This is a genomic window from Lactobacillus sp. 23-2 (assembly GCF_044902225.1).
Lineage (GTDB): Bacteria > Bacillota > Bacilli > Lactobacillales > Lactobacillaceae > Lactobacillus > Lactobacillus absianus.
The window spans coordinates 1-288 of sequence record NZ_JAOQBX010000094.1; the positions used below are offsets into that span (position 1 = coordinate 1).

The 288-nt window shown below is 46.5% G+C and carries 1 pseudogene; it reads left to right on the forward strand.

The features are described from left to right. Positions 1–105, forward strand: a pseudogene (locus OCH80_RS10305) (RNA-guided endonuclease TnpB family protein); the annotation flags it as partial. Positions 106–288 lie beyond the last annotated feature (183 nt).

Here is a 288-nt window from a genome sequence, read left to right on the forward strand (position 1 = left end):
AACAAAAAATGCCCGAACTACAACAAGGTTGTAGATCGGGACAAGAATGCGATGCTAAGCCTTTTAGCGCTGGCTGAGCATCCAGAATTGAATAAGGCACTGTAAATTCAAAAAAAGCGAAGTTAAGGCTGTGGCTTCGGTCATAGCCATGCGGGTTAGCTGTACCCGAGGATTGGCGAGAGTCTTTCCAAGAAGTTGCAAGAGTGGCACGCAAGTGCCTGCGCTGGTCAATGCGATTACCTCCTAGTTGAGATATCGGAATACCAGTGATGACGGCAATAAGAAAAA